The sequence below is a fragment of the Streptosporangium fragile genome, from assembly GCF_039534445.1.
Classification (GTDB): domain Bacteria; phylum Actinomycetota; class Actinomycetes; order Streptosporangiales; family Streptosporangiaceae; genus Streptosporangium; species Streptosporangium fragile.
Genome location: NZ_BAAAVI010000021.1, coordinates 1 through 13,410, shown reverse-complemented (window position 1 = coordinate 13,410; position 13,410 = coordinate 1). Strand labels below are relative to the sequence as shown.

General features: G+C 72.9%; 10 protein-coding genes. 6 read left to right on the top strand and 4 right to left on the bottom strand.

From position 1 onward, the window contains the following. Nucleotides 1-81: 81 nt before the first annotated feature. On the top strand, nt 82-1,743 hold the full coding sequence (locus ABD841_RS16015) for an MFS transporter (protein ID WP_344972138.1): 1,662 nt from the start codon (nt 82-84) through the stop codon (nt 1,741-1,743). A 114-nt stretch (nt 1,744-1,857) separates the two neighbouring features. Here the strand turns inward: ABD841_RS16015 and ABD841_RS16010 are convergent, their stop codons facing one another. After that, on the bottom strand, nt 1,858-2,256 hold the full coding sequence (locus ABD841_RS16010; protein WP_344972136.1) for a cold-shock protein: 399 nt from the start codon (nt 2,254-2,256) through the stop codon (nt 1,858-1,860). A gap of 99 nt (nt 2,257-2,355) precedes the next feature. Continuing rightward, nucleotides 2,356-2,985, bottom strand: coding sequence for an HAD family hydrolase (locus tag ABD841_RS16005; RefSeq protein ID WP_344972134.1), 630 nt, complete (start codon nt 2,983-2,985; stop codon nt 2,356-2,358). Nucleotides 2,986-3,286: 301 nt separating this feature from the next. Here ABD841_RS16005 and ABD841_RS16000 point away from each other — a divergent pair, with 301 nt between their 5' ends. After that, on the top strand, nt 3,287-3,910 hold the full coding sequence (locus ABD841_RS16000; RefSeq protein WP_344972132.1) for a TetR/AcrR family transcriptional regulator: 624 nt from the start codon (nt 3,287-3,289) through the stop codon (nt 3,908-3,910). Between the two features lie 136 nt (nt 3,911-4,046). Here ABD841_RS16000 and ABD841_RS15995 read toward each other — a convergent pair whose 3' ends face one another. Beyond that, a complete protein-coding gene (locus ABD841_RS15995) occupies nt 4,047-5,420 on the bottom strand; it encodes a hypothetical protein (protein WP_344972130.1) in 1,374 nt (457 codons plus the stop codon). Nucleotides 5,421-5,542: 122 nt separating this feature from the next. Between ABD841_RS15995 and ABD841_RS15990 the strand changes: the two genes are divergently transcribed. From ABD841_RS15990 to ABD841_RS15980, 3 genes are all read left to right on the top strand, one after another. Further along, nucleotides 5,543-7,909, top strand: coding sequence for a helicase-associated domain-containing protein (locus ABD841_RS15990; protein WP_344972128.1), 2,367 nt, complete (start codon nt 5,543-5,545; stop codon nt 7,907-7,909). Nucleotides 7,910-8,200: 291 nt separating this feature from the next. Then, nucleotides 8,201-8,752, top strand: a complete 552-nt coding sequence (locus ABD841_RS15985; protein ID WP_344972126.1) for a hypothetical protein — start codon at nt 8,201-8,203, stop codon at nt 8,750-8,752. Between the two features lie 102 nt (nt 8,753-8,854). Beyond that, nucleotides 8,855-10,534: a DNA repair helicase XPB gene (locus tag ABD841_RS15980; RefSeq protein WP_344972124.1), complete on the top strand. Its 1,680-nt coding sequence runs from the start codon at nt 8,855-8,857 to the stop codon at nt 10,532-10,534. A 201-nt stretch (nt 10,535-10,735) separates the two neighbouring features. Here the strand turns inward: ABD841_RS15980 and ABD841_RS15975 are convergent, their stop codons facing one another. Continuing rightward, entirely contained in the window at nt 10,736-11,059 is a 324-nt protein-coding gene (locus ABD841_RS15975; protein ID WP_344972122.1) for a hypothetical protein, read from the bottom strand. 131 nt (nt 11,060-11,190) lie between these two features. Between ABD841_RS15975 and ABD841_RS15970 the strand changes: the two genes are divergently transcribed. Then, nucleotides 11,191-13,212 carry a HelD family protein gene (locus tag ABD841_RS15970; protein ID WP_344972120.1) on the top strand — a complete coding sequence of 674 codons (2,022 nt, stop codon included), beginning with the start codon at nt 11,191-11,193 and terminating at the stop codon, nt 13,210-13,212. The last annotated feature ends 198 nt before the right edge of the window (nt 13,213-13,410 follow it).

The window sequence follows — 13,410 nt, the reverse complement described above, 5'->3', positions numbered from 1 at the left end:
GCCGATCGCACGCGGAGTGACCCACCGCATCTCGCCTGAGGAGTGACTTACCGCACCGGACAACACATCCGTCATTCGGGTATGACTGGATACGTGGCAGCTGGGTGGGAACGGGCGCGGAAGACGGTGGGCGAGGCCTCCCGTCATGTCAGCCGCTCGGCCGCCGCCGCGGGCCGGGCCTTCGCACGCGCGGGGCGTGGCACCGGGCGGGCGACCGCACGCGCGGGACGTGGCGCGCTGGGCGGGACCCAGCGGATCGGCAAGGCCGCCCGGCGACTGACGTACGCCCAGGGCGCGGGCCGCACCGGGCTGGGCCAGCTGATCGAGCTGACCGCCGCGCACAGCGCCGGCGACGCGCTGGTCACCGCCGCTCTGGCCGGGACGCTCTTCAAACTCCCGGTGAACGAGGCCCGCGGCCAGGTCGCGCTCTACCTTCTGATCACGATGATCCCCTTCGTGGTGGTCGCGCCGTTCGTGGGACCGGTCCTCGACCGGTTCCGCTCGGGACGGCGCTTCGTGATGGCGGGCACCCTGTTCGGCCGCGGACTGCTCTGTTTCGCGATGGCGGCGGCGGTCGTCTCCGATGACGCGTTCACCATCTTCCCCGCGGCGCTGGCCGTGCTGGTGCTGTCGAAGGCCTACAACGTCTCCCGCGCGGCGATCATGCCGAGCGTGCTGCCCGCCGACATCGCGCTGGTCACCGCCAACGCGCGGGTCGCCCTGTTCGCGCTGGTCGCGGCGGGCGTGGCGGTGCCCGTCGGCGCAGGCATCAGCGCCTGGCTGGGCGCCGAGTGGGTGCTGCGCGGCGCGACGGTGCTCTTCCTGCTGCAGGGCGTGCTGGCCGTGCGGCTCCCGCGCCACGTGGACTCCCCCGACCTGGAGACGGACGGCGAAGGCGAGGAGCGGACGCACCGCTGGCGCACGCTGCTGAACGTGGGCCCGGTGGTCGCCGAGGCGATGAAGGCCAACGTGGCGATCCGCGTCTACTCCGGGTTCCTGCTCTTCTACCTGCTCTTCCTCGTCCAGGACAAGAAGCTGCCCGGCCTGCCCGAAGCGGTCACCATCGGCGTGCTGGCCGTGGCCGCCGGCGCGGGCGGGCTGGCCGGAGCGGCCGTGGCCGCCTGGGTGCGCAGCCACTCCCCGCAGGTCATCGTGCTGGCCACGCTCGCCCTGGCGACCGTGACCACGGTGGTGGCGGCGGTCGCCTTCCGGCTGTGGACCGCGGTGGCGGTCGCGCTGGTGGCCGCCTTCGCCCAGGGACTGGGCAAGCTCGCCCTGGACGCGGTCGTGCAGCGGGAGATCGGCGAGGAGGTGCGCTCCTCGACGTTCGGTGTGGTGGAGGCCTTCCTGCAGATCGCGTGGGTGCTGGGCGGTCTCGTCGGGCTGCTGCTGTCGTTGTTCACCGAAGGACGGATCGGGCTGGCGGTGATGGCCGCGGTGCTGGCGGGCTCGCTGGTCTGGCTGCTGGTACGGCGGCGCAGGCGGCTCCGGGAGCGGGACGCCCGGATCGAGGCCGCCCGCGCCCCGGCCCGTGGCCCCCGGGCCCCGGCGGGCGAGTCCCGGACCGAACGGCCCGCCGCCGAGCGGCCTTCCGCCGAGGAGGAGCCCGCCCCCGAGGAGCAGCCGTTCCCGAAGCGGAAGCGGATCAGGCTGCGGCCCGCGGAGGCGACCCCGGCGGTGGTCCGCCGCGAGGACGCGCCCACGGAGAAGCACACCAGGCCGCTGACCAACCCCCACGGCTGAACCCCGGGGAGGCCGGCGGCCGCCCCGGGCGCGAGAACCCGGCCGCGGCAGGGGAGGCCGTGACGGGTCCGGCGGCCGGGAAACCGCGGGCGTGGGGGCGCGGCCGGGAAGAGGTCAGTCGTCCAGGTCGTCGGCCACGGCCCGGAGCACGGCCGCGACCTTCTTGGCGTGCGCGGGCTCGGGATACTTGCCCTTCCGGTATGACATGGAGACCGCGTCCAGCAGCTTGATCAGGTCTTCCACGATGACGACCATCTCGTCGGGCTTCTTTCGCTTGCCCTTGGGTTTGGCGGACCTGGCGAGCGCCGGAGGCTGATCGATCACGCGAACCGAGAGCGCCTGCTGGCCGCGGCGCCCTTCGGCCACGCCGAACTCGACCTTCTGGCCTGGCTTGAGGGAGTCCACGCCGGCGGGCAGCGCGGAAGAATGCACGAAGACCTCACCGCCGTCGTCGCGGGTGAGGAAGCCGAATCCCTTGTCGGCGTCGTACCACTTGACCTTGCCACTCGGCACAGGGGTGACCTCGTTCAGACTGTCGTGAAAAGGAATGGATGTAGGTTATGCCCAGCGAGCGCCGAGAGCGACCGCGTATTGGGCCCCTAATTACGCGAGTTACACAAGGGCGGCGGGAGTCTGCCAGCCGTCGAACCATTCGGTGAACTCCGTCAGATCACCCAAGATCACATCCGCTCCGTAATCACGTAGCTCCCCCGCCGGATAGGTGCCCGTCGCCACCGCCACGCTGACGACGCCTCCTGCCCGCGCCGCCTCGATGTCCGCGACGTGATCTCCAACATATGCGGCGGCGCCGAAGGCCGCGAGGGCCGGTCCCTTCTCCGCCCCGAAGACCGATCCGGCGATCTCGTCGACCTCCAGGCCGAGGAACTCGACCGTGGTCACCGCGTCTCGGGTGCTCTTCCCGGTCACCACGGCGACCCTGCCGCCGGCCCGCCGCACCGCCTCGACGGCCTCGCGGGCGCCGGGCATGAGGGTGGTGAGCGGGACGGCGATCGAGGGGTAGAGGGCGCGGAAGGTGGCGGCCGCGGCGGGGATCTCGGCGGCGGGCAGCCAGTTGGCCAGTTCCCACTCCAGCGGCGGACCCAGCCTGGCCACCACGGCGGCACTGTCGATGGGCACGCCGATGCGCGTCGACAACTCGTCGAAGACAGCCGCGATGCCCGCGCGCGTGTCCGCAAGCGTCAGGTCGAGGTCGAACCCCACCGAGTTCATCGGATCACTCACCGCTCCTTGTCCGTTACTCGGAGGGAATTCTCCGAGAAGCCTTCAAAGAATGCCAAATCCCTCCGAACACCGGTAATCCCACTTGTTGTGCACCAGACCACCCACTGTGGAACCCTTCCGAAAGGAGTTACTTATCGGGAGGGCGAACGGCCGTCTTCCAGCGGTTCCCGGGCCGTCCCGTCGTCGGCGGGCCCCCGGGCGGGCCGCCCGGGGGACGGCCCGCCCGGGGGCCCGGTCCGGCGTGCCGCAACCTCGCGGGTCTGGCACTGGATAGGGTCATGGTGGAGGTATCGGTAGAGAAATGACCAGATCGACGCGTGAGCGGATCATCGACGAGGCCCTGCGCCTGTTCGCCGAACGGGGCTACTCGGCAACCTCGGTGGCCGAAATCGAGGCTGCTTCCGGGCTCTCGCCGGGAGCGGGCGGGCTCTACCGGCACTTCAAGTCCAAGTACGAGGTGCTGGCCGCGGCGGTGAACGAGCACGCCACCAGGACCCGGGTGCAGATCGCCGAGACCCTGGCCGAGGCGACCACCGCCGACACCTCGGCCGACATCGAGGAGCGGCTGGTCCACCTGTGCAAGGCCGGGCTGGCCAAGGTCCGCGAGGAGAGCGAGCTGACGCGCGTCTTCTTCCGCGACCTGAGCCAGTTTCCCGAGCTGGTGACGATCGTGCGCGAGGGTCTGCTGCAGCCCGTGTTCGACGCGATCACCACGTGGTTCCGGGCCCAGCCGGAGTACACCGAGGCCGACGTCGACTGGCCGGCGATCGGCGCCGTGCTCGGTGGCTCGGTGGTGCACTACCGGCTGTTCGAGGAGACCGTGGGCGAGGCCCCCGGGCGTGCGGAGCGCGACCGCTTCATCGCCGCCTGGGTGCGCCTGGCACTCGGCCTGCTGCCCAGCCCCGCCGTCCAGACGATCGCCTGAGGACGGGCGGGGCCCACGGTGAGCCGTCCCGCCCGGGCCCGACACGTGGACCAGGCCGGGAAGCCGGGCGAGGCCGGATGCCCTGGCCAAGCCGGGCAGCGGGCAGGGGGTGGAGGACCCGGGCGGGGAGGCCGGGTCACCGCCGGCGCCTGTCCGTCCGGACGGGCGGGTTGAACAGGCGGTAGGCCAGCCAGAAGACGCCCCACGCCGTCCCCAGGACGAACATCAGCCCGCTGAACGCGAAAAACTGGTCGATGACCAGGCTGAAATCGTCGCGGGAGCGGACGACGGCGACCACGGCGCCGCCGACGGTGTAGCTGAGGATCGGGGCGGCCACCGCGATCACCTTGTCGGAGATGGGCCAGGTCTCGCAGAACGTCACCACCAGCGCCGCGACGGCCCAGACCAGCACCGGAATCTGGAAGATCGCGATCGGCGCGAAGGGGAAGGGGATGAGCAGCCCGGCCAGGGCGAGCAAGGCCATCCCGGCGGTCTCGCGGGGGTGCCCCCGCAGGACCGATCGGGCGTCGTCCTTGCCGGGGACGGCGTCCTCCCGTGACCTCGCCGACCGACTGCGCGGCCGGCCGATCCGCCACCGGGACTGCCTGGCCTGCTTCCTCGCCAGCAGCGCCTCGGCCTCCCGCCTGCCGTGGGCCACCCCGGGCGGCGTCGCCCGCCGGGGCTCGCCGCTCCGCGGCCTTCCCGCAGGCTCCCCCGGCTCTTCCCCGGCCCCCGGCTCTTCCCCGGCCCCCGGGTCCTTCCCTGACCCCAGGTCCTTCCCTGCCCCCGGATCTCCGCCCGTCTCGGCTGTCCCGGCCGCGCCCACGGTCGTCTCCTCCGCTGCCGTCTCCCCGCGGACCGTCTCTCCTCCGGCCGCCCGCGCGCCGGCCGCCTCCTCCGTGCCGTACGACACCGTGCCGTACGGCACCGCGTCGTCCTGGACGGGGGGCAGCTCCTCGGTCGGCGGATCTCCCTCTCCGCCGTCTTCCGCGCTCCCGGAGGCACCGCCCGGCCCTCCCCCACCGGGGCCGACCGGCGGCTCCTCCGGCCGCGCGGAAGGCACCGCCTCCCCCGCCCGCCGGTCACCCGGGGAGGCGTAGGGGTGGCCCCGCACGGGCCGGTGGGAGGCCGGGGCGTCGGGCTCGCCCGCGCGGGGATCACGGGGTGGCGCGGGCTCGGGGCCGTCGGGGACCGGGGCGGCGAGCAGTGGGGCGGACACGGCCGGGCGGCTGTCGTCGAGTGCCCCGGCCGGCGTTTCCCCCCGGGGCCGCGGGACCGCCTCGACGGTGAGGCGGCGCAGCTCACGCCCCACCAGCGCGGCGGGGTCGCCGAACCTCGCCAGGACCTTCGCCACGGCGGCCGGGTCTTCCAGCCCGGCGCGCTCGGCGTCGATGCGCTCGCGCAGTCTCGCGACGAAGTCGATGCGCTGCCTCGGGTGCAGCACGCCGTGGGCGGCGTCGGCCGCCTTGCTGACGTAATCCAGGACGAGCTGGTCGGCACGCTCGATCACGCTTGCCATCCTCTCTCGGCATCGCCTTGCCTGTGACCCATTCCCGCATTCGCGATCGATCACGTGATCACCGGGTCTCCCCTCGCCGCATGATGTCGGTCAGGCCTCCTACCATTGACGAAATGAGCACGGAGTTCACCGAGTGGCTGCGCGGCCGGAGCGACGACCAGTTGCGGGCCCTCGTCGCCGTACGCCCCGAGCTCATCACCCCGGTCCCGGCGCACGTCGAGGGGCTGGCCGGGCGGGCGAGCAGCCCGTCGGCGATCGGCCGGGCGCTCGACCGGCTCGACCGCTTCGCGCTCGCGGTCATGGAGACGCTGGTCGTGCTCCCGAGCCCGGTCCCCTACCGGTCGCTCCGCGCCCAGCTGGCCCGCGCGCTGCCGGGGACGCCGGATGCGGCGTTCCGGGCCAGGCTGAAGGAGACGGTCGAGCGGCTGCGCACCCTGGCCCTGGTCTACGGGCCCGAGGGCGCCCTGGTGCCGGCCCCGGGCGTGCGCGAGGTCCTGGACGGCCCCGCGGGGCTCGGTCCGCCGGCCGTGGAGGCCTTCCGGCACCATCCCGCGGAGCGGCTGGCCGAGCTGGTCCATGACGCGGGCGGCGAGGGCGGTGAGAGCAGGGAGGCCCTCGCGGAGCTGCTCGGCGACCCGGAAATCATCGGACGGCTGGTCCGGGAGGTCTCGCCGCAGGCGCGGGCGGCGCTCAACGAACTGGCCTGGGGGCCGGCGAGCGGGCGGGTGCCCAACGCGCGCCGCGAGGTGCGGGCCGCCACCGCGCAGTCGCCGATCGAGCAGCTCCTCGCCCGCGCCCTGCTGGCGGCCACGGGCGAGGAGACCGTGGTGCTCCCCCGCGAGGTCGGCCTGTTTCTGCGCGACGGGCGGATCCACCGTGACCTCTCCCCGGTCCCCCCGGCGATGGAGGGCGTGACACGCGACCAGGGGCTCACCGATCGCACGGCCGCCGGGCAGGCGTTCGCGTTCGTCCGCGCCGTGGAGGAGCTGTGCGAGCGCTGGAGCGTCGACCCGCCCGGCGTGCTGCGCAGCGGCGGCCTGGCCGTGCGCGACCTGAAGCGGGCCGCGGCCCTGCTCGACCTGCCCGAGTGGGTGGCGGGGCTGGTCATCGAGGTGGCGTACGCGACCGGGCTGCTGGCGGCGAGCGGCGCGGTCGACGGCGACTGGCTGCCCACCCCCGTCTACGACGGCTGGCGTGTCAAGGCCACCGAAGACCGCTGGGTGATCCTGGCCTCGACCTGGCTCACGATGGACCGGGCGCCGGGGGTCATCGGCGAGCGCGACGACCGCGACCGGCTGCTCAACGCCCTCCACCCCGACCTGCGGCGCCCGGCCGCCCCGGAGGTCCGCGGCGCCACGCTGGGCGTGCTCGCCGCGGAGCCCGGCCTCGCCCCCGTCCCCGCCGCGGTGCGCGAGCGTCTCGCCTGGGAGCAGCCGCGCCGCCGGGGCGGCCACCGTGACCAGCTGGTGGAGTTCACGCTGCGCGAGGCCGAGCAGCTCGGGTTCACCGGCCTGGGGGCGCTCTCCGCCCACGGCCGCGCCCTGCTTCCCGGCGGGGGCGGCGGCGCCTCGGCCGTGGGCATCCTCGCCCCGCTGCTGCCCGAGCCGCTCGACCACGTCCTCCTCCAGGCCGACCTGACCGCTGTCGCCCCCGGGCCGCTGACCAGCGAGCTGCGGCGGTGGCTGGCGCTGGCCGCCGACGTGGAGTCGACCGGCGGCGCGACGGTCTACCGCTTCGACGAGCGGTCGATCCGGCGGGCGCTGGACGCCGGGCAGGGTGCCGACGAGATGCTGGCCATGCTGGAGCGTCACTCGACGACACCCGTCCCGCAGCCGCTCGCCTACCTGGTCACCGACGTGGCCCGGCGCCACGGCCGGATGCGCGTCGGTTCGGCGAGCGCGTACGTGCGGTGCGACGACCCCTCGCTGCTGGACGAGGTGATGGCCGACAAGCGGGCGGTCCCGCTGCGCCTGCGGCGGCTCGCCCCGACGGTGATCGCCTCCAAGACCTCCCGGCCGACCCTGGTCGACGCGCTGCGCGGGATGGGCTACGCCCCGGTGGCGGAGTCCCTGGACGGAGACCTGATCCTCACCCAGCTCGACGTCCGGCGGACCGAGGGCCCTCCCCAGCTCCGCGCGCCCGCCGCGTCCACCGGCCCGGAGGCCGACGTGGTGGCGGCCGCGATCCGCGCCGTCCGCGCGGGCGACGCCGCCCACCAGGCCCGCCGCGTCCCCGTGGCCGCCCCGGCCGGGCAGGTGCCCCGCTCCCCCGCCGCCGAGACGATCGTCGCCCTGCGGGAGGCGATCCGGCAGGGGTCCCAGGTCTGGATCGGCTACCTCGACTCGCAGGGCAACGCCACCAGCCGGATCCTCGAGCCCGCCCGGATGGAGGGCGGCTACCTCACCGCCTACGACGAGACGCGGGCGGCGGTGCACCGCTTCGCCCTGCACCGCATCACCGGCATCGCGGACATCGCCTGAGGCGCCGCGGGCCGTGCGGTCCCACGCCCCCGGCCCCCGGGTTCCCGGAGGCGGGAACGCCGGGACGCCAGATGCCGGGGTAGTCTCGAATCCGGGATCGACCCGCCGTGAGTCCGGCCGTCACCCCGGCGGAACCACGTCGCCCGCCGGGGTGCGAGAGGCCCTTCTCCGGCCTCGTCCGGGCCGCCGGGCGGCGCGATGCGGCCCGGTCCGTTCGTCCACGGCACAGAGCCGGCGGCCCATATCGTGATATCTGTTGATGTTCGAGCTCCACAGAAGCGAGACGATCCAGTGAGCAGCGGTCACTCCGAAGGTCCCAGCACGAACCCGGACGACTGGAAGAGCCCGTACGGCACGGGCCCCGGCCAGCCCTCCGGGTACGACCGGCAGCCCTACTACGAACAGCCGCAGAGCCACCCGTCCGAGCACAACCAGACCGGCGGCTACCCGGCCGGCTACGGCCGGGGATACGGCGAGCCCGGGGTGTACGGCCAGCCCTACGCGCAGGGCTACGGCGCGCAGTCATACGGGCAGGGCTACGGCGCGCAGCCGTACGGGCAGGGTTACGCCCCGCCGCCCCAGCCCGGCAACGAAGGCGTCAGAACGCACGCCGTCGTCGCCCTGGTCGTCAGCATCGTCATGGCGATGAGCTGCTATGTGAGCCTGGGCGGCATCACCGGGGCCATCCTCTCGGGCATCGCGCTGGGCAAGGTCGACACCGACGTCAGGACCGCCAGGAACCTGCTGAAGTGGACCTGGATCAGCATCGGCGCCAACGTGGCGCTGATCGTCCTCGGCATCGTGGCCTTCATCATCGCCGGTATCAACGGCGCCTTCGACTAGCCCCGGACGTCCGGCGTCCGCCGGGACTGCCGGGGAGATCGTCCGCGTTGCACCATGGGCCGGGGCGTGGGGCGACCCGAGACGTCCCGTGCGAGTGCGACCATGTGCTCACCCACCGTAACCGAGGGAGAAGTCTTGACCGACGGACCGCTGATCGTCCAATCCGACAAGACCCTGCTGCTCGAAGTCGACCACGAGCGGGCCGGGGAGTGCCGTAAGGCGATCGCCCCGTTCGCCGAGCTGGAGCGGGCGCCCGAGCACGTGCACACGTACCGGATCACCCCGCTGGCGCTGTGGAACGCGCGGGCCGCCGGGCACGACGCCGAGCAGGTCGTCGACGCGCTGATCGGCTACAGCCGCTACCCCGTGCCGCACGCCCTGCTGGTCGACGTCGCCGAGACCATGGCCCGCTACGGCAGGCTCAGGCTGGAGAAGCATCCCGTCCACGGGCTCGTCCTGACCAGCACCGACCGGGCCGTGCTGGAGGAGGTCCTGCGTTCGAAGAAGGTCCAGCCGATGCTGGGCGAGCGCCTGGGCGACGACGGCGTGGCGGTGCACCCGAGTGAGCGCGGGAACATCAAGCAGCAGCTGCTCAAGCTGGGCTGGCCCGCCGAGGACCTGGCCGGGTACGTCGACGGTGAGCACCACCCGATCACCCTCGCCGAAGAGGGCTGGCAGCTCCGCCCCTACCAGCGGGAGGCGGCCGAGGCGTTCTGGCACGGCGGCTCCGGCGTGGTCGTGCTGCCCTGCGGCGCCGGCAAGACGATCGTGGGCGCGGCGGCGATGGCGAAGGCGACCGCGACGACGCTGATCCTGGTGACCAACACGGTCTCGGCCCACCAGTGGAAGCAGGAGCTGCTGCGGCGCACCTCGCTGACCGAGAACGAGATCGGCGAGTACACGGGCACCAAGAAGGAGATCCGGCCCGTCACCATCGCCACCTACCAGGTGATGACGACCCGCAGGCAGGGCGTCTACAGGCACCTGGAGCTGTTCGACGCCCGCGACTGGGGGTTGATCGTCTACGACGAGGTGCACCTGCTGCCCGCGCCGATCTTCCGGATGACCGCCGACCTTCAGGCCCGGCGGCGGGTGGGGCTGACCGCGACGCTCGTGCGTGAGGACGGCCGGGAGGGCGACGTGTTCTCCCTGATCGGCCCCAAGCGCTACGACGCGCCCTGGAAGGAGATGGAGAACCAGGGCTGGATCGCCCCGGCCGACTGCGTCGAGGTGCGGGTGACGCTGACCGACGAGGAGCGGCTGGCCTACGCGATGGCCGAATCCGAGGAGCGCTACCGCTTCTGCGCGACCACGCCGTCGAAGACCCGGGTGGCCGAGGCTCTGATCCGCCGCCACCTGGACGAGCAGGTGCTGGTCATCGGGCAGTACATCGACCAGCTCGACGAGCTGGGCGAGCATCTGAACGCACCGGTGATCAAGGGTGAGACCAAGGTCAAGGAGCGGGAGCGGCTCTTCCAGGCGTTCCGCGACCGCGAGATCCAGGTCCTGGTCGTCTCGAAGGTCGCCAACTTCTCCATCGACCTGCCCGAGGCGGCGGTGGCGATCCAGGTGTCGGGCACCTTCGGGTCACGCCAGGAGGAGGCTCAGCGGCTCGGCCGGGTGCTGCGGCCCAAGGCGGACGGGGGCGGGGCCCGTTTCTACTCGGTGGTCAGCCGCGACACGGTCGACCAGGACTTCGCCGCCCACCGGCAGCGGTTCCTGGCCGAGCAGGGGTACGCGTACCAGATCATTGACGCGGACGACGTGCTCGCCGGGGAATAGGCCTCACATGGCGAACACGTCGTCAAATTGTGTCAGGTCCACGAAATACCGCAGGCTTTCGACAAAGAAACCACCCCCTCGCTTGGCCTCGCCGGCCACTGGCGACATACCCCCATGATCCGGCGGAGTCACCAGCTTTGCCCTGCTTTTTTGCCATTTCGGTGTGGAATGACGCAGGGTGTCAGGATGATTACTCAACGATCAGGATGAATGCCCGGCGATCACGCCGCCGACAAACAGAACACCTTCCGCGAGCAGCCAGGCGGTCACCGCGGCGACCAGCAGGACGGTGCAGCGCTCCTCGTCGCCGCGGACCCCGGGAAGCAACCAGGCGCCCGCCGTGCAGCAGGCCGCGACGACCGCGAACAGGGCCGACAGCGCGGCCACGCGATCCAGGCGGGCCGCGCAGCCGCCGTCGGAGCAGAACGCCTCCATCCCCCACCCCGCGAAGACGGACAGCCCCCAGAGCGCGGCCAGCAGGAGGCTGGCGACCGTCGGTATGACCGGGGAGATCCGCACGGTCATTGGGATACCCGGCGCCGGCTCGCGCCAGTCCGGCGTTAATCCTTTTGAGACGTGTGAAGCACGCCGCTAAGCTGGTCGATTCGCTGCCAGGTGACCACCACCTCCGTTTATCGAAAGGGAGGCGCTTCCGCGTGCCCGCACATCAATTGGCTCCCGACATAACCGACGACCCCGCCGGAACCCTCGCCGCCGAGCGCGCGCACCTGGCCGCCTCCCGGGCCGCGTTGCGCGCGATGCGGGAGCACGCCCGGTCGCTCTCGTCCGACGCCGCCGGAGACTGGGTCTCCCAGCAGATCCTCCAGGCGCTGCTGGACCAGCGGGTGGCGGCGCTGGCCGACCACTCGGGCACCCCGCTGTTCTTCGGCCGCCTTGACCGTACGGGCGACGACGACCTGCCGACCACGATCCACGTCGGGCGCAGGCACGTCCACGACGAGCGCGGCCGCCCCCTGGTGATCGACTGGCGGGCCCCGGTCTCGCGGGCCTTCTACCAGGCCAGCCCGTCCGACCCGATGGGCGTCTCGCTGCGCCGCAGGTTCGGCTACCACGGCGGCGACCTGACCGCCTACGAGGACGAGCACCTCGACCGGGAGGGCCACGTCCCCGGGCAGAGCCGGATCCTCACCGAGGAGATCGAGCGCCCGCGCACCGGTCCCATGCGCGACATCGTGGCCACCATCCAGCCCGACCAGGACGAGATCGTCCGCTCCGAGCTCACCCGGACCGTGTGCGTCCAGGGGGCGCCCGGCACCGGGAAGACCGCCGTCGGCCTGCACCGGGCGGCCTACCTGCTGTTCACCCACCGCGAGCGGCTCGCCCGCTCCGGCGTGATGATCGTCGGGCCGAACCAGGCGTTCCTGTCCTATATCTCCTCGGTGCTCCCCGCGCTGGGTGAGGTCAAGGTGGACCAGACGACGGTCACCGGGCTCCTGGGCGAGCACTCGGCCCCGGAGGACCCCGCGGTCAGCGCGCTCAAGGGCGACGCGAGGCTCGTCCCGGTCCTGCGGCGCGCCCTCTGGGCGCACGTCGTCAAACCCACCGAGGGGTTGCTGTTCACCAAGGGGGTCAACCGCTACCGGGTGGCCGACCACGAGGTCCGTGAGATCGTCGCCTCACTGCGCGGCACCACCCGCTACGGCCCCGGCCGCGCGGCGCTCGCCCAGCGCCTCGCGCACATGGTGCTCGTCCGCATGGAGCAGCGGGGCGAGTCGCCCGACGACCGGGTGCAGGACGCGGTGGCCAGGTCCAGGCCGGTCAAGCAGCTCGTCGACCAGGTCTGGCCCAAGCTGACCCCCCAGCAGGTGCTCCACCGGCTCTTCAGCGACCCGGAGTTCCTCGCCGCCGCGGCGAAGGACGACCTCACCGCCGAGGAGCAGGCCCTGCTGCTGTGGGCCAAGCCGCCCAAGTCCTTCCGCTCGGCGAAGTGGTCGGCGGCCGACGGCGCGCTGATGGACGAGATCGGCGACCTGATCGAGCGGACCGCCACGCTCGGCCACCTGGTCGTGGACGAGGCCCAGGACCTGTCGGCGATGCAGTTGCGGGCCCTCGGGCGGCGCTGCCGCACCGGGTCGGCCACCGTCCTGGGCGACCTGGCCCAGGGCACCACGCCCTGGTCGGCCCGGTCCTGGCCGGAGGTCCTGGCCCACCTGGGCTTCGAGGACGGTGCCGTCACCGAGCTCACCCTCGGCTTCCGCGTGCCCCGCGAGATCCTCGACTACGCGGCCCGGCTGCTGCCCTCCGTCGCGCCCGGCCTGGCCGCGCCCCGGTCGCTGCGACCCGGCGCGGACTCCCTGTCGGTACGGCGGGCGTCCGACCCCGCCGCGGCCCTGGCCCGGACCGCGCGGGAGGTGCTCGCCCGTGAGGGCTCGATCGGCGTGATCGTGCCCGACGCCTGGGTGACCGACGCCTCGGCGGCCCTGTCCGACCTGGACCACCGGGTGCTGAGCGCCGACACGGTCGAGGACCACCGCCTCCTGGTCGTCCCGGCCGCCCTGGCCAAGGGTCTGGAGTACGACCACGTGATCGTGGTGGAACCGGCCGACATCGTCGAGGCGGAGCCACGCGGCCTGGCACGCCTCTACGTGGTCCTGACCCGCGCGGTCACCTCGCTGACCGTCCTGCACGCCCGCGAGCTTCCCGAGCAGCTGCGCTAGGCCGTACGCCCGCGGCTCCCGTGCGGGGGCGAGAAGCGAAAGAGGCGACCCCGGCACTTCGGGGTCGCCTCTTCAGCGGAAGGTATCCGGACTCAGAAGTCCATGTCGCCGCCGCCCGGCATGCCGCCGGCCGGAGCAGCGTTCTTCTCGGGCTTCTCGGCGATGACGGCCTCGGTGGTGAGGAACAGCGCCGCGATG